This is a genomic window from Robiginitalea insularis (assembly GCF_052497835.1).
Window position 1 is genome coordinate 1,976,544 of record NZ_CP199296.1, and the last position, 20,941, is coordinate 1,997,484.

Consider the following 20,941-nt stretch of genomic DNA (forward strand, 5'->3'; position numbering starts at 1 on the left):
TTTCGACTTTAAACGGGAAAGGACTTCTGGCTTTCTTTGTAGTGGGAAAGCTTGAATTATCGAACCAAAATGAGTTTATAACTGACTTTATAAAAGTTGTTGAATTCTAAAATATCATGGCAAGCAGAAATGAAAAATTTACAAACGTATAGAAGATATCATATTAATAGTTAGTTAACATAATTTTCTGTTTTAATTAATTTTCCGTTTTCATCATAATATTCCCATTGACCAATAGGAGTCCCCTCACGGTAATTTTGTATGCTTTGAAGTTGTCCATTTCTATACCAATGCTTCCACTCACCATCCTTTTTCCCATCTTTATATATACGTTCTGAATCTTGCTGACCATTATAATACCAAGTCTTCCACACACCATCCTCTTTTCCATCTTTATATCTACGTTCTGACGAAAGATTACCATTATTATACCAATGCTTAGACAGACCATCTTCTTGACCTTCTTTGAATAATGTCTCTTCAAGCGTTTGACCGTTTTCATCCCACCTCTTAAGAAGACCATCTATTTTGCCTTCTTTGTAAGTCCTCTCTTCACTTATGAGACCATTTCGGTGCTTCAATATAAATAAGCCATCTTGTTTACCTTCTCTGTATATTGCTTCTAAATAGATATTACCGTCTGGGTACAATTCCTTCCAAATGCCATCCTTTTCACCTTCTTTGTATTGCCCCTCTTCTCTTAAATTCCCATCTTCATTCCAGGTTTTATATAAACCTTCCTTTTTGTCGTTTTTGTATAAAACCTCTTCTAGTTTATTGCCATTTCGGTACCACACTATAGATAGGCCATCCCGTTTACCTTCTATGTATTTTTCTTGTAACCGGATATTACCGTCTAAGTGCCATTCCTTCCATATACCATCCCTTTTACCTTCTTTGTATTGCCCCTCTGCACTTATTTGCTCATTTTCATATTCATAGTATACCTTATACAAACCATTCAATTTGTCATCTTTGTAAAATGACTCTTTAATAAGTTGTTCTCCTTGTTCGACTAATAACCACTTCTTCCAAACCCCTTCCTTCTTATTATCATTATATAATCCTTCTTCTTTATACAACAGTTGGCCGTATAATTCTGTCCACTTCTTCCACATCCCAACCTTTTTATTGTCTGTGTATTGACCTTCTTCTATTAAATCTCCATTCTCATTCCAGGATTTAAAAGGCCCATTCATTAAATTATTTTTATAATAAACATCATATGCCAATCCTCCTTTATTATTCCAACGTTTAAGATTCCCATTTAGCTTACCATTCTCAACATAATAAGATATATGGAGTTTACCATCTCGACGATATCCAACAACTTTCCCATTAACCAATTTGGAGTCTCTCCGGTTAAATAATAATGAATCCTTGAGGAACACATCATTATAATTTATCACCTTCTCATTTTGTCCAAATGCTAGTATTGGAACTGTAAATAGTAGTAGTAAAATAGGTTTCATTTAACAATTATTTCCTTAAAAATAGAAAAATACCATGTATCTTAATAAAGTTCATGTCACCAACACCGAAACCCAACTCATTTGTCTAAACCAAAACTTGGTTTGGCCAAGTTATTCGGTCAAATAAAAAAACCTCACATTTCTGTAAAGATTCTCATCTAGTAGCGGGAACTGGATTGTTTTCCTCTCCGCCTTCAGCGGATCGGAAAACGGCCTTGGGGGGAGCTTTACAATGGAAGCCATCTAGATTTGTTGGTGCTTGGTGCTTGGCCCCGATAGCTATCGGGGTGGAATTTCAAACCTGGCTGCTGGCATGCATGAATGGAATTGCAAAAATAATTTTCATGTTCAAAGGTTAAATGGGTTATCCTGTGCCCTTTAAAGGGAAGGAAACCTGATCCTTTCCAAAGTAGCATTGAAAGTAGTGCAAGGAATGGATTTAGTTTAGCGACAAGTGTGACTCTTTATGGCTGTGCTGACTATCAATAATTTCGATTAATACATGCGGATCCATATCTCGTTTTCAGGGAGAACAGGCATCAATCACCTCACCAATTTGATTTAAAAGCTCCTGGTTAGTGTCGAGAAGTTCATCAACCAGGGAGAGGTGTACGGCGCTTATGCGATAGCGGTATTGTATTTGGTTAACCAACTCCAACTCTTCAAGGGGATCCTCCAGCCGTTCGGCAATGAAATCGAAATAACCTGATTCAAACTCCGAGGGACGATTGAACTTTTCTTTAATGTAACCCTTTTTCAAAATATTTTCACTCCATTTTAACTGATGATTCGGGACATAATGGGTGCTCACCTGCAAAGCTAAGGGGGCAAAGTGATTGTCTATGTACTCATTATTTTGGCGGATGATGGTCTCAAACTGTTCCACCGTTTGGAAATACAGCATGATCCTTTGTTTCAGGTTTTGATCCATCAATAAATTTAAATCTCCGGTGGCCAGGAGTTCTTTGTAGGTCGCATTGTGTTTGCGAAAGGTGCTACGATTGTTCAAAATGCTGAGCTGTCTTGAAAACGCATCATCCACCTCAATCTCACCCCTGTCATAATAGGCCTGTAAAAGAGTTTCTGCGTTGGTGATTACTTCCTTGTCAAACTCAGCATAGGTTCCCAGGAAGTTTTTTTCAATGGTAAGGTCGGCTAACAGACTGTTGAGGTATTCACATTCCTTTAAGCGAGCCATTTTGTTTTCCTGGTAGGTATTGACCTGCAGGGCAAGCAGAATCCCTATTACCACGAGCAAAATCTCCCCAACCGCATACAGCAGATACTTACTGAATTTATTGTCAGTCAAGAGTTTTTGACGGATCTGGCGGAAGAAGCGGAGCATTGGTCGTGAAATGGTATTTTTGAAGCTTCAATGGTGGTGTTGAGGATTCGTAGATTCTATCTTTTTAAAGGTATGGGCATTACCAAAGCCTTTTTGATAATGGTTCTTTGGTTTGATTTATTTCTGTTCGAACCTCTTCAATCAGCTGCTCCAGCGATTCTTGCGTTTGGGTTAGTCTCAAAATATTCAACTCCAAACGCCCATTTTTCAGGTGGAGGATATTTGCATAAGTGTCATCGAAGGTTAATTCATTATAATCTCTGGGCACTGTAACCATCTGATCATAATATTCACTCTCCTCGGATTCAATCTTCTCTACTTTGAAATGTGTTAGCATAAATGGCTCCAGGTGATCCCATTGAATGGCAAGTAACTTGTCGTTTCTTATTTTAACCATTTTAAGGATATCTTCAAAATAGTAAGACAGCTGCACCCTTAAACTATCGTTTTTTAATTCACTTGAACCAGAATTTAACATGGCCGTGTATCCGGTGTCAACAGGGTTGAAATCTTCCTGTACCAAGGTAAGTTGAATATAATATAACAGTGAATCGGTAATAGGGGCTTTGGAATCCAGGTGTTCTAAAATGAATCTTCCTGATTTGAGTAAGAGTTCGTTTAAATGCTTAAGGTCAGCAAATTGGGTTCTGCTTTCGACTAAATCTTGTTCTATTTGTTTGAGAATCTCATGTTCCTCTTTGGCCTTTTGCCTATTTTCATTCCAATTATCAATCTGCAACGCAATCAAAATCCCAATCACAACCAGCAGAATCTCCCCAATGGCATACAGCAGGTACTTGCTGAACTTATTATCAGTCAGAAGTCGTTGACGTATTTGGCGGAAGAAGCGGAGCATTAATTATTTACTTTGTGCCATTTTGAAAAGTAATCCTTTAGGATTAGCTCACCATCATCTTGAATAATTGTAAAGTATAAAATAGCGTAAGTTCCTTGCCAATTTTCTTGTTCAACTTCTTTATACCAAATAGGAGGAAACCAATTAAGCTTACCATTCGTTAAATCAAATACCTCCCGTGAAATGGTGTCCTGATTGAATTTCAAGAATAACCGACCCTCATTGTATTTCAACTCTAATTCGTAATCCGGAAACCTGTCGGACTTCCATGCCCCTTGAACGTTCTCGGCTGTTTCTTTATCAAAATAAATTTCCCCATCATAGGTATTAGAGCTATCCAGTAAAGTTTTAATTTCATTAAGTACCTCAATAGCCACGCTACGATACCTTATTAGGTATTGTACGTGATTAAGGATCCCGTGGACATACCACATTCTGATTTTGCCTCTGTGATAATCAGAATTTAGAAAATAATCTATCCCTTTCTCGAGACTTCCGTCATTGCTTGATCTGGGAGTAAACCAGGGATGATTTTCGGATAGGTGGTTGAAGTATTCGATAATAATTTGCTGCATAATTTCATTTTTGATATTCAACTCCTCATATCTAACATTATACAGGTGATTTATCCTTGAAATTAGGCCTTTAAATTCTGCTGGGATAACATCAGAAAAATCCATTAGTTTAGTCCACGTTTCATTATTTAAAGTGGCTGCAGTGTAGGAAGTAGTCAGAAAACCTAAATTGCCAGGAGTGTTGTTCCTGTAGTTTTCTGCCGTCAGTTGATTGGTAATTGCAAGGAAGATAGTGCTATCCCTATCCTCATAGAATTTCATGACGCGAGCAACCTCGTTAATATTGGCTTCCAATTCAACCGTCATATCTGACAGAACAATCCTGACTTTTTCTTCATTTTCTCGTTCTTGATTCCAGTTGTCTAACTGTAAAGCGATGAGAATACCGATTACCACTAAGAGAATCTCCCCGATAGCATATCTGGAATACTGAAAGAACCTATTTTCTTTGGCGAGTTGTTTTCGGATTCGGTTAAAGAAGCGAGGCATTGGTTGGTTGTTGCCCTATCAAATTACGAAAAATTTCACGGTCGTATGCCCTGGTAGCTGGATTTGAATTTGGCCCCGATAACTATCGGGGTGGAATTTCCCCAAGGGCCTGGATTCTTTTCCTCACTTCGCTCGGAAAACATCCAGAGTAGGGGGGAGTTGCAAAGCAACTTCTGCTTGCTATGCAAGTAAGCCTTTTTCAACACTCCAAATCACGAGCAAGCTCGGCTTTTTCGTATTAAAAAATTCTTTAATCCTTTAGAAGTTGCTTTGCAGTAGGGCCTGGATTGCTTTCTCGGCTACGCCTCGAAAGCGGCCTTGGGGTGAGCTAATTAGCCAAGCCGTCCACCTCGCCTTTGCGAGGTGTTGTCTTTTCCATTTGTCCACAAGCTCAAACAAGTTTGGCTTGTTCCCAAATAAAAAAGCCGCTAACTGATGTTAACGGCTTGGCTAGTAGCGGGGACTGGACTCGAACCAGCGACCTTCGGGTTATGAGCCCGACGAGCTACCTACTGCTCTACCCCGCGATGTGGACGGCAAATATACGATGGTTTATTGGTTTAATCAAAAAATTACCAGGAGAATTATTTTGGGGCCTGCGGCTCCTTTTTTTTGAAATTCCCTACCTTCGGGGCTGTTAGGAATCCTATGGGTGCAATCAACGATTTCATTGCCGGCCTCATCCCCTATACAGAGTGGCCGATGTTTATCCTGCTGATAGGGGGCGGGCTTTTTCTGGTGCTTTACTCCCGCTTTTTGCCCTATCGCTTCTTCGGGCATGCCATTGCCATAACGGCCGGCAAATACGACGATAAAAATGCCGAAGGGGAAGTGAGTTCTTTCCAGGCGCTTTCGGCCGCTGTGGCTGCAACGGTGGGTCTTGGGAATATATCCGGGGTGGCCATTGCCATCCACGACGGGGGGCCCGGGGTGGTTTTCTGGATCTGGGTTACCGCCCTGATCGGGATGAGCATAAAATTTTATTCCTGCAGCCTGGCCATAATGTTCCGGGGGAAGGATTCGGACGGGAAATTGCAGGGCGGCCCCATGTTCTACATTACCCAGGGGATGGGCAAAAAAGCTAAGCCGCTGGCCACCTTTTTTTGTATCTGCGGGCTGTTTGGCTTCCTGGGGGTTTTTACGGCCAACCAGTTTACGGAGACTTTTATGAGTGTGGTGGAGCCCACCGAGACCCTTTGGGCCACCTCTGAATTCAACTGGAAATTGCTGATCGGGATCATCCTGGCGGTCATTACCTCCTTTGTAATTTTCGGTGGCCTCACCAAAATAGCCAAAGTGGCCTCGGCCATTGTGCCTTTCATGGTGCTGGTCTACCTGCTGGCGGTTATTGCCGTAATGGTGATGAACTCGGAACTGGTCTGGCCCTCCCTCAAACTGATCCTTACCGAGGCCTGGAATTTTAAAACGGTAGTTACCGGGGGCTTCTGGGGGCTGGTGATTATCGGGATCCGCAGGGCCATGTTCTCCAACGAAGCCGGCCTTGGAAGTGCCCCGATGTACCACGGACAATCCAAGAACAATGAGCCCATCAAGGAAGGACTGGTAGCCATGCTGGGCCCTTTTATAGATACCATCATGGTTTGCACCTTTACCGCTGTTGTAATCATCCTGAGCGGGGCCTACCTTGAGGAAGGCAGTGGCATCGTGATGACCCTGAACGCCTTTCGCACCACTCTTTTCGGGATGGGGGATGAACTTTTGATGATCATCGTAAGCGCCTTTGCCCTCTCCACCCTGTTTACCTATTCCTATTACGGGGTCAAAAGTTTGTCCTTCCTAACCAATGCGCGCATCGGGCGCTGGTACAATGTCTATTTTGTACTGATGATCGTCTTTGCGGCGATTGCCTCCCTGGAACTGGTAAAAAACCTGATCGATCTTTCGTATGCCCTGATGGTGATCCCCAATATGATTGCAGTGCTGTATCTGGCACCAAAAGTCAATAAGGCCTCTAAAAAATACTTTGCCCAACTGAAAAATGAAAAAGCATAAAGCCGGATTTGTAAATATTATCGGGAACCCCAATGTGGGGAAGTCTACCCTGATGAATGCCCTGGTGGGAGAACGCCTTTCCATTATTACCTCCAAGGCGCAGACCACCCGCCACCGTATCCTTGGGATTGTGAACGGGGATGATTTTCAGGTGGTTTTTTCCGATACCCCGGGCATCATCAAACCAGCCTACGAACTTCAGGAGTCCATGATGGACTTTGTTCGGTCGGCACTTAAGGATGCAGATGTTTTGCTCTATATGGTGGAGGTGGGGGAGAAAGGCCTGAAGGATGAGGAATTCCTGAAAAAATTAAAAAAAACCAAGGTGCCCCTTTTGCTGCTGATCAATAAAATTGATACCAGCGAACAGGAGAAGCTGGAAGCCCAGGTGCAATTCTGGAACGAAGAACTGCCCGCTGCGGAGGTGATCCCTATCTCTGCCCTGGAGCGATTCAACCTGGATACGGTTTTTAACCGAATTCTGGAGCTGCTTCCGGAAAGTCCGCCTTATTTTCCCAAAGATCAGCTTACCGACAAGCCGGAGCGTTTTTTTGTGAACGAGATCATCCGGGAAAAAATACTGCAGCATTATAAAAAAGAGGTTCCTTATTCGGTGGAAATTGAAACCGAAAGTTTTGAAGAAACAGACGATATCATACGGATTGGAGCCGTGATCATGGTAGAGCGGGAAACACAGAAGGGAATTATTATTGGTCATAAGGGCAGCGCCCTTAAAAGGGTGGGAACCGAGGCCCGAAAGGATATGGAAGCTTTTTTTGACAAGAAGGTCTTTCTGGAACTCTTCGTAAAAGTCAATAAGAACTGGCGCAGCGACAGCCGTCAACTCAGGCGCTTCGGCTATCAGTCTAAATAACTACCCCTGCAGGGCCTTTTGAAAAAAGTTGTGTAACTCCCGCATTTGCGGTTTACCCCTGGCACGTCCTGCCCTTCCGAAGGCATAGAGTACAAACCAGAGCACTACCATAAAAACCATAGCTCCGACAAGGATGCCGTAATCCCGGCCCAGGGCTGCACTGCTATAGGCCCAGATGCCAAAGATGATAAAGAGTGTGGCCACCCCGAAGTGCAGGAACATAAAGAAAGTCCACAGGGTAGGGTTTGGGCCAAACAGGCCATAGATCTTGCATCCTCCGTCTTCTTCATCCAGGATCTCCAATTGGAGCTGGGGAGACCAGAAATGCCTCCGGGCTTCACCTATCTTGATAAAGATGTGGTCATCCATGCGCTTCAGTTCAAAGGCAGGGTCATTAGACTGCTCCAGGCGCTGCAGAACCCCTGCTGCCGGTTCGGCCAACAGTTGCTGAAAGCGGGGGCGCAGGACTATTTCATTGGGTAGTGACAATGGATCGTTTTGATTACTTAAAAAACGCTTTAAATCAATACTTCACAAGTGGTTTTTTAAATTTTATTAATCTTTTATAGAAATCATTGAGTTCTTTTAGTATCTTCGAAATATCGATAAAGTGTATAAAAATATCGATGAAATGCAAAAAACATTATCATGAAATTAAAGAATATCATCATTTTTGGTGCTTCTGGTCATGGTAGTGTTGTTCTGGATTGCCTCGAGAAAGATAGCAAATACAAACCTTTGGGGTTTATTGATTCCTATAAAAAGAAAGGTACTAAAAAAGACGGATATGAAGTCCTGGGAAGTGAGTATGATTTGCCTTATCTAATTGAAAAATTCAATATACATGGGGGAATCGTGGCTATTGGTGATAACTGGGCAAGATCAAGGATGGTCAGGCGCATAAAGAAAATAGTTCCCAATTTTACTTTTGTAAGTACCACTCACCCAAGCGCCGTTATAGGTAAAGGAGTCCATATTTCATCGGGAACGGTTATCATGCCTGGAGTAATAGTGAATGCAAATTCACATATTGGACCTCACTGTATTCTAAACACTAAAGCCTCCCTGGATCACGATGGGTGGATGGGAGCGTATTCAAGTTTGGCACCGGGTTGCTGTATTGGAGGAAACTTTCATCTTGGTGAATATTCCGCTATTTGCTTAGGAACTAATATTATTGAAAACATTACTATTGAAGAACATAGCGTTGTTGGTTCAAGTAGTTTGGTTTTAAAGAATTTCCCCTCTTTTATTGTGGCTTATGGAAGGCCTGCAAGAATTATAGGTAACCGGAAAAAAGGGGATCCTTATTTATCCGGCAGCAAGTTGGATACTGAAGTTTTGGCCTCTGAGGACTAACACTGGTGACCTCAATTACTAAGTTTCGTTTTTTAAGTCTCTTAATAGCACTACCTTTACCGCCAAATTCAGGTATATGTCTGGTATTGTTGCCATTGTGGGAAGGCCAAATGTAGGGAAATCCACATTTTTTAACCGAATGATTCAAAGGCGGGAGGCCATTGTGGATGCGATAAGCGGGGTTACCCGAGACCGGCATTACGGCAAATCGGACTGGAACGGAAAGAAATTTTCCCTGATAGATACCGGTGGCTATGTGAAAGGGAGTGAAGATGTTTTTGAGCAGCAGATAGACCGGCAGGTAGAACTGGCTATTGATGAGGCAGATGCCATCCTTTTTATGGTGGATGCGGAAAGCGGGATTACGGGAATGGATGAAGATGTTGCCAGATTGCTGCGGAAAGTGGAAAAACCGGTTTTCCTGGTGGTCAATAAAGTGGACAATGCCAAAAGGCTGGAGGACGCCGTGGAATTCTACAACCTGGGCCTGGGGGATTATTATCCGGTTTCCAGTATCAACGGCAGTGGAACAGGGGAATTACTGGATGCCCTGGTGGAAGTACTGCCAGAGGAAGAAGTGCCTGAGGAAGACCTGCCCCGCTTTGCGGTAGTAGGCCGTCCCAATGCTGGCAAGTCTTCCTTTATCAATGCCCTGATCGGGGAGGAGCGCTATATCGTAACGGATATCGCCGGAACTACCCGAGACAGTATCGATACCCGCTACAATCGTTTCGGTTTCGAATTCAACCTTGTGGATACGGCCGGGATCCGCCGCAAGGCCAAGGTAAAGGAAGATCTGGAATTTTATTCCGTAATGCGTTCGGTACGCACCATTGAGCATTCAGATGTGTGCCTGCTGCTTGTGGATGCTACCCGGGGTTTTGACGGGCAGGTGCAGAATATTTTCTGGCTGGCACACCGAAACCATAAAGGGATCGTAATCCTGGTGAATAAATGGGATAAGGTAGAAAAGGATACCGCCTCCGTAAAGGAGTACACCAAAAAAATACACGAAGTGATTTCTCCTTTTGTGGATGTCCCCATCTTATTTATCTCCGTGCTGAATAAGCAGCGAATCTTTAAAGCAATTGAAACGGCAGTTGCCGTGTATCAGGCCCGTTCCCGAAAGATACCTACCCGAAAGCTGAATGACATTATGCTTCCGATAATTGAAAGGAACCCCCCTCCGGGTTATAAAGGCAAGTATGTCAAAATCAAATTTTGTACCCAGCTGCCAACCCCCTATCCGCAGTTCGCATTTTTCTGTAATTTACCGCAATACGTCAAGGAGCCCTACAAACGCTTTCTGGAGAATAAATTGCGAAAGGAATTTGATTTTACAGGGGTTCCCATGGATATTTTTATGCGGAAGAAATAAGATCAATTCAAAACAACAGTAAAAAAAGGTCCTCCGATCAGCGATTGCGGCTCCCCGTCAATTGAGACGGCGTTTACCACAGGGATGCCGCCGCAACAGCTTTCCGCTTCCGTAAGGCCCATATCTATCACAAGGGGAATGGAAAAGTCCGCCCCGAGTTTTAAAGTCAGTTCATAGACCTGGGGTTCCCATGTCGGGTTATTTAACTGCAGGCTCGTGATTTCGCCGGAACCGGTTTGGACCGGCTGGATTTCCAGGATCAGGGAAGCCTCATCAGTTCCGGTGACGGATATGGTTTCAAGAGTATAGGTCCTGTTTTCCAAAACGTTCTCATCATTAGAAATCAGCTCAAAAAGGAAAACAGGGGGCCCGGCACAAAGTACCGTGCTGCAGTCAATCCTGTTTTCATCGCAGGAGAGGATTAAAAGAAGTGTAAAAACGAGGATTAGCTGTTTTTTCATGGATAGCATTTTAAGAATGGGATGCTAACTCGTGAAAAAGGTTGCATAGGGCACAGGGGATTACCACCCACCAGAAGCCCCGCCTCCGCCAAAGCCGCCTCCACCAAAGCCGCCTCCAAAGCCACCCCCGCCAAAACCACCTCCGCTGCCGAAGCCACCACCGCGAGAACCGGAGCGTCCCATATTGCTGAGGATAATGATGTCCCAGATGTCCAGGCCTTTTTTGCGGCCACCGCCCCTGCCACCGCCACGGCGGTTTTTGCGTGAAGCCAGAATTACAATAATGATGATAAAAATGATAAAGGGCAACAGTGCCCGGAAAGGAAATTTATTGGGGCCCGGCCCTCTGCTTTCCGGGGCCGTAAATTCGCCGGTCAGGACCTGGAAAATCGCATCCGTACCCCTGTCCAGGCCCGCGTAGTAGTCGTCCTTTTTGAATTCGGGGATGATGATGCGCTCAATGATCCGTTTGGAGAGGGCATCCGTGAGGAATTCTTCAACCCCGTATCCGGTATTGATGGCAATCCTGCGGTCATCCCTTGCGAGCAGTACCAGGATGCCATTGTCTTCCTTGGCCTGGCCAATGCCCCATTTCTGGCCCCACTGGGCTCCCAGGTAGTTGATGTTTTCCCCTTCGGTACTCCCGATTATGGCAACTACAATCTGGGTGGAGGTACTGTCTGAATACCGGATCAGCTTTTGCTCCAGTTGACTGGCCTCTGAGCTGGTAAGCAAGCCATAATAGTCATACAGACTGGTTTGTTCCGACAGCGACGGTTTTTCGGGAATCTCAAACTGTGCCTGCAGCCAGTTGCTGCTGACGGCTGCCAGCAGTACCAGGACGATTTTAATTCCTGGATACCTCATTGCTCAGTTCGTTTGTGTCCCCGGGTTTCCATGGGAAATGTTTTTTTAATTCCTTTCCTGCCGACAGTACGCCTGCGATTATCCCTTCTTTAAATGCTCCGTTTTTGAAATGCTGGCCTATGAGGTCTCTAGTATTATCCCAGAAATTGTCGGGAACCCGTTTGTTAATGCCTGAGTCCCCTATAATGGCAAAGCGGTGGTCGTGTACGGCAATGTAGAGCAATACCCCGTTGGATTCCCGGGTATTGTCCATTTTAAGGCGATAGAAGAGCTCCTGTGCCCTTTTCATGTGATCACCTTTGAAACTGTGTTCCAGATGGACGCGGATCTCCCCGGAGGTATCCTTTTCGGCCTCCAGGATGGCCTGCACAATTTCCGCCTCGTCCTGTTTGCTCAGAAAAGATTCGACCTCAGACATACTTTAGATTTAATCAAATTCAAAATCCACTTCAGGGGCCTGTTCGGAACCCGGATCGGCTTTGTAACGAGGCATATCCTCAAAACCAAACCATCCTGCAAAAATACTGTTTGGGAATTTTGAAATGTGTATATCATAGGTGTTTACCTGCTCGTTAAAGCGGTCCCTTGCTACATTGATGCGGTTTTCGGTCCCTTCGAGCTGGGCCTGCAGTTCCAGGAAATTCTGGTTGGCCTTGAGTTCAGGGTAGCGCTCCACGGTTACCAGCAGCCTGGAGAGGGCAGAGGAGAGGCCGGTCTGGGCCTCCTGAAAGGCTGCCAGCTGTTCTGCGTTCAGGTTATTGGCATCTATAGTGGTAGAAGTTGCTTTGGCCCGCGCTTCGATGACATCCGTAAGGGTTCCTCTTTCAAAATCGGCTGCCCCCTGTACGGTTTTGACCAGGTTGCCGATTAAATCATTCCGTCGCTGGTAGCTGCTTTCCACATTAGACCAGGCTGTTTTGGCATTGGCCTCGTATTCCACAGCGGTATTGTTGAATCCTACGGCCCAGCGATAGAGTCCTACGCCTACAACCAGCAGGATAATTACGGGAATTAACCACTTTTTCATTTGTTTATCGGATTTAACGGTTAGTAAACTATTTGTAGCGAAAACCGGACTTTTGTTACACTAAAGCTGGTCCTTTATTTTGGTGAGTTCAGCCTTTACCCGCTCCAGTTTCCGGATGATTTCGTAATTGTCCAGGGTTTTCTGCTTGTTTTCTTTCAAGTGGATCTTTGCCCCTTCCAGGGTAAACCCCCTTTCCTTTACCAGGTGGTAGATCAATTCGAGGTTTTTAATGTCATTAGGGGTAAACTTGCGGTTCCCTTTGGCATTTTTTTTGGGTTGTAACACGTCAAACTCCTTCTCCCAGAAGCGTATCAGGGAAGTGTTTACGTCAAAGGCTTTGGCAACTTCACCAATACCGTAATAGCGTTTTTCAGGTAGTTCTACATGCATTAGTCAAGCGATTGGTTTTCCTGGCTGGCCGTTTTGAGCATGTTTTCAAACTCCTCGGCGGTTAAACTTCCATAATAGAAGTTGATGGGGTTGATCTTGTCCCCGTCTTTCCACACCTCATAATGCAGGTGCGGGGCTTCGGAACGGCCCGTGCTACCCACAAAACCGATAAGGTCTCCTCTTTTTACCTGTTGCCCCCTTTTAACATTGTAACGGCTCAGGTGGGCATAAAGGGTCATATAGCCGTATCCGTGATCTACACGAATGTGCTTTCCGTAACCGGAAGCATTGTTGTCTGCCCGGATGACCTTTCCGTCTCCGGTGGCGTAAACGGGTACCCCTCTGGGTGCTGTAAAATCCATTCCCCAGTGCATTTTCCGCGCTTTGGTAAAGGGGTCGGACCGCCAGCCATATCCAGAGGCCATCCTTGTAAGCTCTTCATTGTTTACGGGCTGTATGGCCGGGATGGCCGCCAGTAGTTTTTCTTTTTCTTCTGCCAGTTTGGTGATCTCGTCCAGTGATTTGGACTGGATAACCATCTGTTTTTGAATAATTTCCATACGCCTTGTAGTGGAAATGATCATTTCTGAATTGTTAAATCCTTCCAGGTCCTTATATCGGTTCACCCCTCCGAAACCTGCCCTGCGCTGTTCTTCCGGGATAGGGTTGGCCTCAAAATACAGGCGGTATATATTGTTGTCCCTGTCTTCAATATTGGTGAGTACCTGTTCCATCTGGTCCATTTTCCGGTTCAGGAGTTCAAAGCGGAGTTCATAATTGTTGAGCTCCCGCTGCAGGGCCAGTTCTTTGGGAGTATTTAGTAAATTGGTGTTTAACAGGAAGATCAGGCCCAGAAATCCAAAGAGGGCAGCACCGAGTACAAACAGGAATATATTGCGGTACTTCCTGGATTTTTTGGGTTCAATTTTCCGGTAGGATAAGGTATCCGGATCGTAATAGTACTTTACCTTAGTCATATATGGATTTTATCCTATTTTTGTGCGTCGATAGCTGCAAGTAACAAATATAAAAATTGTTTTGCACAAAAACTTAAATTTAAAGTAAGCCAGGCTTTTCCAATGACTTCCAGGGATATAAGAAGCAAATTTTTAGAATTTTTTAAGGAGAAAGGGCATAAAATAGTGCCTTCGGCTCCCATGGTAATCAAGGATGATCCTACCCTGATGTTTACCAATGCCGGGATGAACCAGTTCAAGGAATATTTCCTGGGGATCAGCAAGGCGAGCGCCCCAAGGGTTGCAGACACCCAGAAGTGCCTGAGGGTTAGCGGGAAACACAATGACCTGGAAGAGGTTGGAAAGGATACCTACCACCACACCATGTTCGAGATGCTAGGGAACTGGAGCTTTGGCGATTACTTTAAGAAAGAAGCCATCCCCTGGGCCTGGGAATTTTTGACAGGGGTCTGTAAGATAGATCCGGACCGTTTATATATCACCATTTTTGAAGGGACGAAGGATGCCGATAAGCTGGAAAAGGACCAGGAGGCTTTTGATTACTGGAAGGCTATCCTCCCGGAGGAGCGCATCCTAATGGGTTCTAAAAAGGATAACTTCTGGGAAATGGGGGATCAGGGACCCTGCGGTCCCTGCTCGGAGATCCATGTGGATATCCGCTCAGCAGAAGAACGCAAAAAAACGGACGGGGCACAGCTGGTGAACCAGGACCACCCGCAGGTAGTGGAAATATGGAACCTGGTTTTTATTCAATACAACCGAAAGGCCGATGGACGCCTGGAACCCCTGCCACAGCGGCATGTGGATACGGGTATGGGCTTTGAAAGGCTTTGTATGGTATTGCAGGGGGTGCAATCTAATTACGATACAGATCTCTTCACTCCCCTGATTCGGGAAATAGAGGCCATTACCGGCTCCAAATATGGTTCCGGGCGTGAGACGGATATTGCCATAAGGGTTCTTGCCGATCATATCCGCGCGGTTTCCTTTGCTATAGCAGACGGGCAGTTGCCGGCGAATTCAGGAGCGGGATATGTAATCCGGAGGATCCTCAGGAGGGCTATCCGCTACGGTTTCACTTTTTTAGGCGCCAGGGAACCTTTTATGTTCAAACTGGTAAAAGTTCTGGGCAATCTCATGGGGGATGCCTTCCCTGAGCTCAGGGAACAGCAACAACTTATTGAAAATGTGGTGCGGGAAGAAGAAGTTTCCTTCCTCAAAACCCTGGAGCAGGGTCTGGGCCTGCTGGATGATATTATCGGCCGCACTTCCGGGAAAATTGTGGATGGAAAACAGGCCTTTGAACTGTACGACACCTTCGGCTTTCCCATAGACCTGACGGCCCTTATCCTTGAGGAGAAAGGCTATTCCCTGGATGAAGAGGGTTTCCGCCTGGCCATGGAGGAACAGAAAAACCGCTCCCGGGCAGCCTCGGAAATTGCTCGTGATGACTGGACCGTATTACACGAGGGGCATCAGCCGGAATTTATTGGCTATGACCAGCTCACGGCAACGGTTCAACTGGTCAAGTACCGAAAGGTTTCTTCTAAAAAAGAGGGGGATCAATTTCAACTGGTCTTTGATAAAACCCCATTTTATCCGGAGGGCGGCGGTCAGGTAGGGGACAAAGGTTATCTGGAAACCGGGAACGGCGATGTCGTTTACATCCTGGATACACGTAAGGAAAACAATGAAATCCTGCATATCAGCAAAAATCTGCCTTCGGACCTTGAAGGGAAATTAAAGGCCGTGGTAGACCGTAAGCAGCGGGAGCGAACCGCGCGAAACCATTCGGCCACCCACTTGCTGCACCAGGCGCTGAGAACGGTCCTCGGAACCCATGTGGAACAAAAGGGTTCAGCGGTGCATTCCAAATACCTGCGTTTCGACTTTTCGCATTTTTCCAAACTCTCCCAAGCAGAACTGGAGCAGGTGGAGTCTTTTGTCAATGCACGTATCGAGGAACAGCTGCCGCTTGTTGAACAAAGGAATATTCCCCTGAAACAGGCACAGCAGGAAGGGGCTATGGCGCTTTTCGGGGAGAAATACGGGGATTCGGTACGTACCATCCGCTTCGGGGAATCCATAGAACTGTGTGGGGGTACGCATGTGGCCAATACGGCCGACATCTGGCATTTTAAAATCGTGTCGGAAAGCGCTATTGCCGCAGGGGTAAGGCGTATAGAGGCGATTACCTCCGATGCCGTAAGGGATTATTTTGCCGAGGCAGACCACACCCTGCATGAAATAAAAGGACTGTTGAAAAACGCCAAAGACCCGCTGCAGGCCATTAACGGACTGCAACAGGAAAATTCGGAGCTGAAAAAGGAAATAGAGCGGCTTACTCGTGAAAAAGCCGGACTGCTCAAGGCGGAACTCAAAGAAGCCATCCGGGAGGCAAATGGCGTGCATTTCCTCGCCAAAAAGATTGACCTGGATGCAGCTGCCATAAAGGACCTCTGCTTTGAACTGGGACAGGAGTATTCAGACCTCTTTTTGCTGCTGGCTACCGAGCAGGAAGGCAAGGCCATCCTGAGCTGCTATATTTCGAAACCAGTTGTGGCAGAGCGGAATTTAAATGCGGGGGCCATTGTCAGGGAATTGGGTAAGCATATTCAGGGCGGTGGTGGCGGTCAGCCCTTTTTCGCCACCGCCGGGGGCAAACGACCCGAGGGAATACCCGAGGCTTTAAAGGCTGTTGAGGCCTATCTGGAAACGTCCTGACCCAAAGAGCATAATGCATGAAATGGAGCACCGAAGTACCTGTAAGGCAGGGAGAACCCCTAATCGGCTATGAGCAGCCGGTAGTATTGCTGGGATCCTGTTTTGCAGCCCACCTGGGTGCTAAATTAGCCCATTTCCAATTTCAACAACTCACCAACCCCCTTGGAATTTTGTACCACCCAAAGGCCATTGAAACAGTTATTGACCGCTCACTGGCCGGGCACTCTTATGTTAAGGACGATTTTTTTAAAAATCAGGACCTCTGGCGCAATTTTGAGGCCCATTCAGACCTGGCCGGGCCTGACCTGAACAAAACTATAACCCTCCACAATGAGGCACTACAGGCGCTTTGCGAAGACCTGGGACGGGCTTCACATATCGTTATTACCCTGGGCACTGCTTTGGCCTACCAGCTTTTGAGCAGTGGGGACTGGGTTGGAAACTGCCAGAAAATGCCCGCATCCCTGTTTGAAAAGCAATTAATGGACCCCGGGCAGTTGGAGGAATCCCTTTTTCGGGCCTTGTCTAAAATCAGGGAGGTCAATCCGGGGGTGCACTTCCTAATGACCGTATCCCCCGTTCGCCATATCAGGGATGGCCTTGTCGAGAACCAGCGCAGTAAAGCCCATCTATTGGCAGCAGTGCATAAACTGGCAGACTCCGGTCTTGTTCAGTATTTCCCGGCTTATGAGATCATGATGGATGAGCTCAGGGATTACCGCTTCTATGAGCCGGATCTGGTTCACCCTAATGCTATGGCAATAGACTATATCTGGGAACGATTCAAAGCTAGCTGGATAGACCCGGAACTGAATCCGGTGCTGGAGGAAGTAGACCGTATTCGCAAAGGCCTGGCACATCGCCCTCTGCACCCCGATTCTGATGCCCATCGCAACTTTCGACAAAAGCTGGAGGGACAGATAAAGGAGCTGGCAGGGCGCTATCCTTTTATGGATTTCTCATAAATCAGGATACATTCAAGAGGTAACCCGGGTACCCTCCGCAAGGGCAATCCCGTCATCTATTAAATGCCCAACTTCCGGCCGCTGTTGTTTTACGGTTTCCAGGTGGTCCCGTATTTCTTTTGCGAACGGGGCATCCTGGGCCCCTGTGGCCAGTTCCAGCAGCTCCACAGACAACAACCAGTCTTCGGGGTGGTTTGCCTGTAATTCCTGTAATACTTTGTTTCGGGATATGGTGGTGTTAATCCCTTCACGGAACTCCCTGATTTGCCCGTAGAGGCGTTCCAGTTGCTGCCGTTTCTGGTCCTTTTTGACTTTGATAGTAGTGCTTTCTGTTTTGTGCGTAACCAGGTCAAAGCTGTTCAAATCTGCCGGACCGTTAAACGCGGCCACGATTTGCTCCCCCACGGCCATATGGTACAATCCCCATTCGGGTTTGAACAGGATTTCATCCCTGTATTTTACCAGACAATTCTCGAAAGTAATCAGGATAATTTCCCCCCTTAAATTTCTGGTTCCTGTGATAATATCCCCGCTAAGGGTAATTCCTCCCGTAAATTCAAGATCTACACGTTCCCCCTCATATATTTTATAAGCTTTCAGGTCCCTCGGGCTCATATCTTCGATAGCCAGGTTGATCCCTTTAAGTTTCCCAACCGGGGCCCCGAACCCATCCGGGTGCTGTGCAGTGCTGTGCCCGATCAATTCCTTCTCCCGATACGCCAGGGCTGTAGGTCCTTTCGTTTGCAGGTAAATTGCCTTGCCATCGTGTTCAATGGCCCGGGTAAATATTCCTGAAATCTGCAGGCCTGTACTCAGCTCCACGGTTCCAAGTGCCTCAGAGCGTATCAGTTTCTGCAGGCCGTCCAACCCGCCTTTCCGAAGCGCCATGGTGTTGGCAAACTCCTCCAGCACCTGGCTCAGAAAAGCAAAATCCGGTGTTACAAAAAGCTGGGGTTGCGGTTTTGTAATGTCAAAAGAAGTACGGGCCGCTTCTATGGAATAGGGTATTTTCTTGACTTTGTCTGTCATACACCAATTGCTTTCCCCAATAGAGGACAGCAAACCGGCCCCGTATATCTTAGGATGCTCCAGGCTTCCGATCAGCCCGTATTCTACAGTCCACCAATGCAGGTTACGGATCAGGGCCATCTCGCTGGGCTCCCCCATATTTTCCTGTAATACTTCAATTTTTTGTTCAGCCTTCTCAATATCCTTCTCATCTGTACCGGGGGCCTCTTTTATGATGGAGAGGTGCCTGACGGCTTCATATAATTCGTAGTCTTTGGCACTGGAGATCGCCTTACAGCCGATTTCACCGAAACGCCTCAGGTATTCGGCGTATTCCGGATTCGCAATAATGGGGGCGTGACCGGCCCCTTCGTGAATGATATCGGGCGCCGGGGTGTATTCAATATGCTCCAGTTGCCGGATGTCTGAGGCTATAACCAGAACATTATACGCCTGAAACTCCATAAAAGCAGCGGGAGGAATAAATCCATCCACGGCTACTGCAGCCCACCCGATTTCTTTCAGGATACGGTTCATTCCATACATATTCGGGATATGGTCAATGGAAATCCCCGTTTTCTTAAGACCTGAGGTATACGAATCATGAGCCACCCTGCTGAGGTAATCCACATTTTTCCGCATTACATACCGCCATACAGCCTGGTCTACAGGGGAGTAATCTTCATAATTCTGTGGTTTGATATACTGCTGTAAGTGCTTGGGCAGCCGGTCCAGAATTGGGTTGCTTTCGTAACTCATGAATGCTTTTTTTAAGGTCCCATAAAGATACAAAAACCCGGGAAATCCCGGGTTTAAACCTTGGCCTGGCCTCCGGGCTGGACCCGGGATGGTTTTGTATTATTTACCGGCCGGCACCCATGGGTTGCGGCGGGTATTTTTCCATGATTTTTGAGACAAATTCCCGGATACGGGCTTCTTTCTTCCGGACATCCTGCATATTGCCAAGGGTTCCCGTACCACGGCCCTGCCAGACCAGTTCTTTGCGTTCCGAATCAATCAGGTCTATATAAAGGGCGCCCTCGGTTCGTGTACTAACGCTTGGTCCGTACCAGCCCGGGCCACCCCAGAACCAGGGGTTCCAATAGCCCCAACCGTAACCCCAGCCCCAGCCAAAATTATTGTTGTAGACATCTACCCGCTCTTTTTCGGTAGTAAAAATACTTACCAACAAATCGGGGTTTTCAGATTTCACAAATCCTTTTGATGCCATTTCGGTTTCGATGGCCCTCAAAATCCGTTTTTTATCGAGATCCGAGATCTGCGCCTTATCTATGCCAGTTTTGTAAAAGGCATAACTTCTGTATTGATTGAAGTTTGTATTGGTGTCGTAATCGGAAATTACGCGGACGGTAGAACAACTCATAAAAAGGGCTGTTCCCACAAGTAGCAGGAGGAAACGGATGGATTTCATAACGGCAATTTTTAGCATTTTTATTTAAAATTAGTGCAAATATCATGCCGAACCAAGCTTATTTATAGCCGCTTGTTTTAGGATTGAATCCATACGGACAGTGCCTGCATCCGCTTTCACAGCAGTAGCCCCTTTTTAGCAGATATTGAGCGGTAAAGACCCGGTAACCTTCCTCAGTCCAGTAATAATCTCCCGCTTCCAGGGGTATTTTTTCTGCCATTTTTGTCTTGCTGTATACACCGTTTTCTCAACCGCAAAAATAAGCATAAAAGCCAAACTACCCTCCGGGCCAAAACCACCCTATTGTTTATTAATCGTAGATAACTCCCGTCCGTTCAGCGAAAAGGACAGTGTTGAAAACAATATATTTGTAGTGAAACGTTTTATAGCAGATGATCCTGGTTTTTAAACATCTCTTTTACCGGAATTACGTCGGGCTATCGCTATGGCCCTTTATCATCCTGCGAAATAAAAACCTGATGGAGGATGCGGTTCTGATCAATCACGAACGCATTCACCTGAGGCAACAGACGGAAATGCTGGTCGTTTTTTTTTACCTCTGGTATTTTACCGAGTGGCTTATCAGGAGCCTGATCTGTCAGGATTTTTACCAGGCTTACAAGAACATCAGTTTTGAACGCGAAGCCTATGCCCGCGAAAGGCATCTGGAGTATCTTTCCGGGCGCAAACCCTTTGCTTTTATCAATTATCTCTTTAAAAAACCCTGAG

21 protein-coding genes and 1 tRNA gene are annotated in these 20,941 nt (G+C 46.0%); 7 read left to right on the forward strand and 15 right to left on the reverse strand.

The genetic code is table 11. From position 1 onward, the window contains the following. Positions 1-170 precede the first annotated feature (170 nt). The 5 genes from ACT6NV_RS08995 to ACT6NV_RS09015 all read right to left on the reverse strand — a co-directional run bounded on the left by ACT6NV_RS08995 (position 171) and on the right by ACT6NV_RS09015 (position 5,264). A complete protein-coding gene (locus ACT6NV_RS08995) occupies positions 171-1,472 on the reverse strand; it encodes a toxin-antitoxin system YwqK family antitoxin (RefSeq protein ID WP_445384146.1) in 1,302 nt (433 codons plus the stop codon). 523 nt (positions 1,473-1,995) lie between these two features. Continuing rightward, positions 1,996-2,817: a hypothetical protein gene (locus ACT6NV_RS09000; RefSeq protein WP_445384147.1), complete on the reverse strand. Its 822-nt coding sequence runs from the start codon at positions 2,815-2,817 to the stop codon at positions 1,996-1,998. A gap of 79 nt (positions 2,818-2,896) precedes the next feature. Next, positions 2,897-3,673 (reverse strand): DUF6090 family protein, encoded by a 777-nt coding sequence (locus ACT6NV_RS09005; RefSeq protein WP_445384148.1) that lies wholly within the window; start codon positions 3,671-3,673, stop codon positions 2,897-2,899. Continuing rightward, positions 3,673-4,737: a DUF6090 family protein gene (locus ACT6NV_RS09010; protein WP_445384149.1), complete on the reverse strand. Its 1,065-nt coding sequence runs from the start codon at positions 4,735-4,737 to the stop codon at positions 3,673-3,675. Before ACT6NV_RS09010 ends, ACT6NV_RS09005 begins: the two co-directional genes overlap by 1 nt. A gap of 454 nt (positions 4,738-5,191) precedes the next feature. Beyond that, a tRNA-Met gene (locus ACT6NV_RS09015) sits at positions 5,192-5,264 on the reverse strand. Between the two features lie 121 nt (positions 5,265-5,385). On the opposite strand from ACT6NV_RS09015, the gene ACT6NV_RS09020 reads away from it, so the two are divergent. Together ACT6NV_RS09020 and era are read left to right on the forward strand one after the other, a co-directional pair. Next, complete coding sequence (locus tag ACT6NV_RS09020; RefSeq protein WP_445384150.1) at positions 5,386-6,750, forward strand: alanine/glycine:cation symporter family protein; 1,365 nt, start codon at positions 5,386-5,388, stop codon at positions 6,748-6,750. Next, positions 6,737-7,624, forward strand: a complete 888-nt coding sequence (era, locus tag ACT6NV_RS09025; protein WP_445384151.1) for a GTPase Era — start codon at positions 6,737-6,739, stop codon at positions 7,622-7,624. The genes ACT6NV_RS09020 and era overlap by 14 nt, the downstream gene beginning before the upstream one ends. Here era and ACT6NV_RS09030 read toward each other — a convergent pair whose 3' ends face one another. Beyond that, positions 7,625-8,113, reverse strand: coding sequence for a GTP-binding protein (locus ACT6NV_RS09030; RefSeq protein WP_445384152.1), 489 nt, complete (start codon positions 8,111-8,113; stop codon positions 7,625-7,627). It lies immediately after the preceding gene. Between the two features lie 159 nt (positions 8,114-8,272). Between ACT6NV_RS09030 and ACT6NV_RS09035 the strand changes: the two genes are divergently transcribed. Next, positions 8,273-8,983 (forward strand): acetyltransferase, encoded by a 711-nt coding sequence (locus ACT6NV_RS09035; protein ID WP_445384153.1) that lies wholly within the window; start codon positions 8,273-8,275, stop codon positions 8,981-8,983. 76 nt (positions 8,984-9,059) lie between these two features. Then, positions 9,060-10,361 (forward strand): ribosome biogenesis GTPase Der, encoded by a 1,302-nt coding sequence (der, locus tag ACT6NV_RS09040; RefSeq protein ID WP_445384154.1) that lies wholly within the window; start codon positions 9,060-9,062, stop codon positions 10,359-10,361. A gap of 2 nt (positions 10,362-10,363) precedes the next feature. Here the strand turns inward: der and ACT6NV_RS09045 are convergent, their stop codons facing one another. Genes ACT6NV_RS09045 through ACT6NV_RS09070 form a run of 6 tightly spaced genes read right to left on the reverse strand, consistent with a single transcriptional unit; the run spans position 10,364 to position 14,083 of the window. Next, on the reverse strand, positions 10,364-10,822 hold the full coding sequence (locus ACT6NV_RS09045) for a hypothetical protein (RefSeq protein ID WP_445384155.1): 459 nt from the start codon (positions 10,820-10,822) through the stop codon (positions 10,364-10,366). Positions 10,823-10,882: 60 nt separating this feature from the next. Further along, positions 10,883-11,689 (reverse strand): TPM domain-containing protein, encoded by an 807-nt coding sequence (locus ACT6NV_RS09050; protein WP_445384156.1) that lies wholly within the window; start codon positions 11,687-11,689, stop codon positions 10,883-10,885. Then, the gene (locus tag ACT6NV_RS09055) at positions 11,670-12,107 is read right to left on the reverse strand and encodes a TPM domain-containing protein (RefSeq protein ID WP_445384157.1); all 438 of its coding nucleotides are present in this window, start codon (positions 12,105-12,107) and stop codon (positions 11,670-11,672) included. The genes ACT6NV_RS09050 and ACT6NV_RS09055 overlap by 20 nt, the downstream gene beginning before the upstream one ends. 9 nt (positions 12,108-12,116) lie before the next feature. After that, entirely contained in the window at positions 12,117-12,716 is a 600-nt protein-coding gene (locus tag ACT6NV_RS09060) for a LemA family protein (protein ID WP_445384158.1), read from the reverse strand. 60 nt (positions 12,717-12,776) lie between these two features. Further along, positions 12,777-13,106 (reverse strand): MerR family transcriptional regulator, encoded by a 330-nt coding sequence (locus ACT6NV_RS09065; protein WP_445384159.1) that lies wholly within the window; start codon positions 13,104-13,106, stop codon positions 12,777-12,779. Then, positions 13,106-14,083 carry a M23 family metallopeptidase gene (locus ACT6NV_RS09070; protein ID WP_445384160.1) on the reverse strand — a complete coding sequence of 326 codons (978 nt, stop codon included), beginning with the start codon at positions 14,081-14,083 and terminating at the stop codon, positions 13,106-13,108. The genes ACT6NV_RS09065 and ACT6NV_RS09070 overlap by 1 nt, the downstream gene beginning before the upstream one ends. Before the next feature lie 102 nt (positions 14,084-14,185). Between ACT6NV_RS09070 and alaS the strand changes: the two genes are divergently transcribed. Beyond that, positions 14,186-16,807: an alanine--tRNA ligase gene (alaS, locus tag ACT6NV_RS09075; protein ID WP_445384161.1), complete on the forward strand. Its 2,622-nt coding sequence runs from the start codon at positions 14,186-14,188 to the stop codon at positions 16,805-16,807. A gap of 17 nt (positions 16,808-16,824) precedes the next feature. After that, a complete protein-coding gene (locus tag ACT6NV_RS09080; RefSeq protein ID WP_445384162.1) occupies positions 16,825-17,772 on the forward strand; it encodes a GSCFA domain-containing protein in 948 nt (315 codons plus the stop codon). A 12-nt stretch (positions 17,773-17,784) separates the two neighbouring features. Here ACT6NV_RS09080 and ACT6NV_RS09085 read toward each other — a convergent pair whose 3' ends face one another. From ACT6NV_RS09085 to ACT6NV_RS09095, 3 genes are all read right to left on the reverse strand, one after another. After that, positions 17,785-19,539, reverse strand: a complete 1,755-nt coding sequence (locus ACT6NV_RS09085; RefSeq protein ID WP_445384163.1) for an aromatic amino acid hydroxylase — start codon at positions 19,537-19,539, stop codon at positions 17,785-17,787. Positions 19,540-19,642: 103 nt separating this feature from the next. Further along, positions 19,643-20,212, reverse strand: coding sequence for a DUF4136 domain-containing protein (locus ACT6NV_RS09090; protein ID WP_445384164.1), 570 nt, complete (start codon positions 20,210-20,212; stop codon positions 19,643-19,645). Positions 20,213-20,270: 58 nt separating this feature from the next. After that, on the reverse strand, positions 20,271-20,432 hold the full coding sequence (locus tag ACT6NV_RS09095) for a DUF5522 domain-containing protein (protein WP_445381320.1): 162 nt from the start codon (positions 20,430-20,432) through the stop codon (positions 20,271-20,273). 172 nt (positions 20,433-20,604) lie between these two features. On the opposite strand from ACT6NV_RS09095, the gene ACT6NV_RS09100 reads away from it, so the two are divergent. Next, positions 20,605-20,940, forward strand: coding sequence for a hypothetical protein (locus tag ACT6NV_RS09100; protein ID WP_445384165.1), 336 nt, complete (start codon positions 20,605-20,607; stop codon positions 20,938-20,940). Position 20,941: the final 1 nt, after the last annotated feature.

Excerpts from the sequence above, each read along its gene's own strand:
- ACT6NV_RS09050 (WP_445384156.1), bottom strand. The coding sequence starts at position 11,689 with ATGAGGTATCCAGGAATTAAAATCGTCCTGGTACTGCTGGCAGCCGTC.
- ACT6NV_RS09065 (WP_445384159.1), bottom strand. The coding sequence starts at position 13,106 with ATGCATGTAGAACTACCTGAAAAACGCTATTACGGTATTGGTGAAGTT.
- ACT6NV_RS09100 (WP_445384165.1), top strand. The coding sequence starts at position 20,605 with ATGATCCTGGTTTTTAAACATCTCTTTTACCGGAATTACGTCGGGCTA.
- ACT6NV_RS09045 (WP_445384155.1), bottom strand. The coding sequence starts at position 10,822 with ATGAAAAAACAGCTAATCCTCGTTTTTACACTTCTTTTAATCCTCTCC.
- ACT6NV_RS09070 (WP_445384160.1), bottom strand. The coding sequence starts at position 14,083 with ATGACTAAGGTAAAGTACTATTACGATCCGGATACCTTATCCTACCGG.
- ACT6NV_RS09080 (WP_445384162.1), top strand. The coding sequence starts at position 16,825 with ATGAAATGGAGCACCGAAGTACCTGTAAGGCAGGGAGAACCCCTAATC.
- ACT6NV_RS08995 (WP_445384146.1), bottom strand. The coding sequence starts at position 1,472 with ATGAAACCTATTTTACTACTACTATTTACAGTTCCAATACTAGCATTT.
- era (WP_445384151.1), top strand. The coding sequence starts at position 6,737 with ATGAAAAAGCATAAAGCCGGATTTGTAAATATTATCGGGAACCCCAAT.
- ACT6NV_RS09000 (WP_445384147.1), bottom strand. The coding sequence starts at position 2,817 with ATGCTCCGCTTCTTCCGCCAGATCCGTCAAAAACTCTTGACTGACAAT.
- ACT6NV_RS09035 (WP_445384153.1), top strand. The coding sequence starts at position 8,273 with ATGAAATTAAAGAATATCATCATTTTTGGTGCTTCTGGTCATGGTAGT.
- ACT6NV_RS09020 (WP_445384150.1), top strand. The coding sequence starts at position 5,386 with ATGGGTGCAATCAACGATTTCATTGCCGGCCTCATCCCCTATACAGAG.
- ACT6NV_RS09060 (WP_445384158.1), bottom strand. The coding sequence starts at position 12,716 with ATGAAAAAGTGGTTAATTCCCGTAATTATCCTGCTGGTTGTAGGCGTA.
- ACT6NV_RS09085 (WP_445384163.1), bottom strand. The coding sequence starts at position 19,539 with ATGAGTTACGAAAGCAACCCAATTCTGGACCGGCTGCCCAAGCACTTA.
- alaS (WP_445384161.1), top strand. The coding sequence starts at position 14,186 with ATGACTTCCAGGGATATAAGAAGCAAATTTTTAGAATTTTTTAAGGAG.
- ACT6NV_RS09005 (WP_445384148.1), bottom strand. The coding sequence starts at position 3,673 with ATGCTCCGCTTCTTCCGCCAAATACGTCAACGACTTCTGACTGATAAT.
- ACT6NV_RS09055 (WP_445384157.1), bottom strand. The coding sequence starts at position 12,107 with ATGTCTGAGGTCGAATCTTTTCTGAGCAAACAGGACGAGGCGGAAATT.
- ACT6NV_RS09010 (WP_445384149.1), bottom strand. The coding sequence starts at position 4,737 with ATGCCTCGCTTCTTTAACCGAATCCGAAAACAACTCGCCAAAGAAAAT.
- ACT6NV_RS09090 (WP_445384164.1), bottom strand. The coding sequence starts at position 20,212 with ATGAAATCCATCCGTTTCCTCCTGCTACTTGTGGGAACAGCCCTTTTT.
- ACT6NV_RS09095 (WP_445381320.1), bottom strand. The coding sequence starts at position 20,432 with ATGGCAGAAAAAATACCCCTGGAAGCGGGAGATTATTACTGGACTGAG.
- der (WP_445384154.1), top strand. The coding sequence starts at position 9,060 with ATGTCTGGTATTGTTGCCATTGTGGGAAGGCCAAATGTAGGGAAATCC.